1 tRNA gene and 1 rRNA gene are annotated in these 479 nt (G+C 57.2%); both read right to left on the reverse strand.

Features of this window, described 5'->3' with window-relative positions:
- Positions 1-161: 161 nt before the first annotated feature.
- A tRNA-Met gene (locus SP5_RS18355) sits at positions 162-238 on the reverse strand.
- A gap of 46 nt (positions 239-284) precedes the next feature.
- Positions 285-399, reverse strand: a 5S ribosomal RNA gene (gene rrf / locus SP5_RS18360).
- Between the last annotated feature and the right edge of the window lie 80 nt (positions 400-479).

Here is a 479-nt window from a genome sequence, read left to right on the forward strand (position 1 = left end):
ATGATACCCACGAAAATACCCCCAAAGGCAAATCGACGTCCTGGCATCGAGAAGCCTCGACTGGGACGCGATGAGAGCCGCTGAGCGAGGACTAACTCACGGAAAAAAGATACAAAAAAACCGCCTCGGGATGATCCGGGCGGTTATGACATTGGGAAGTATGGTTGCGGGGGCAGGATTTGAACCTGCGGCCTTCAGGTTATGAGCCTGACGAGCTACCGGGCTGCTCCACCCCGCGGGGGTGTGAGGTTGTGAATGGGTTTTGTGTATACGCGGACTATAATGCCTGGCGACGCCCTACTCTTCCACTGCTTGAGCAGTAGTACCATTGGCGCAGTCGGGTTTCACGGCCGAGTTCGGGATGGGATCGGGTGGGACACCGACGCTATGGCCACCAGGCAATAGAGTCCGCGAATACTGTTTTCCCCATCAAGTGGTACTTGATGGGGACCCCGAGGAGAGGAGGCCTCGCTTCGGGG

Origin of the sequence: Sphingomonas parapaucimobilis NBRC 15100 (assembly GCF_000787715.1) — a bacterium.
Lineage (GTDB): Bacteria > Pseudomonadota > Alphaproteobacteria > Sphingomonadales > Sphingomonadaceae > Sphingomonas > Sphingomonas parapaucimobilis.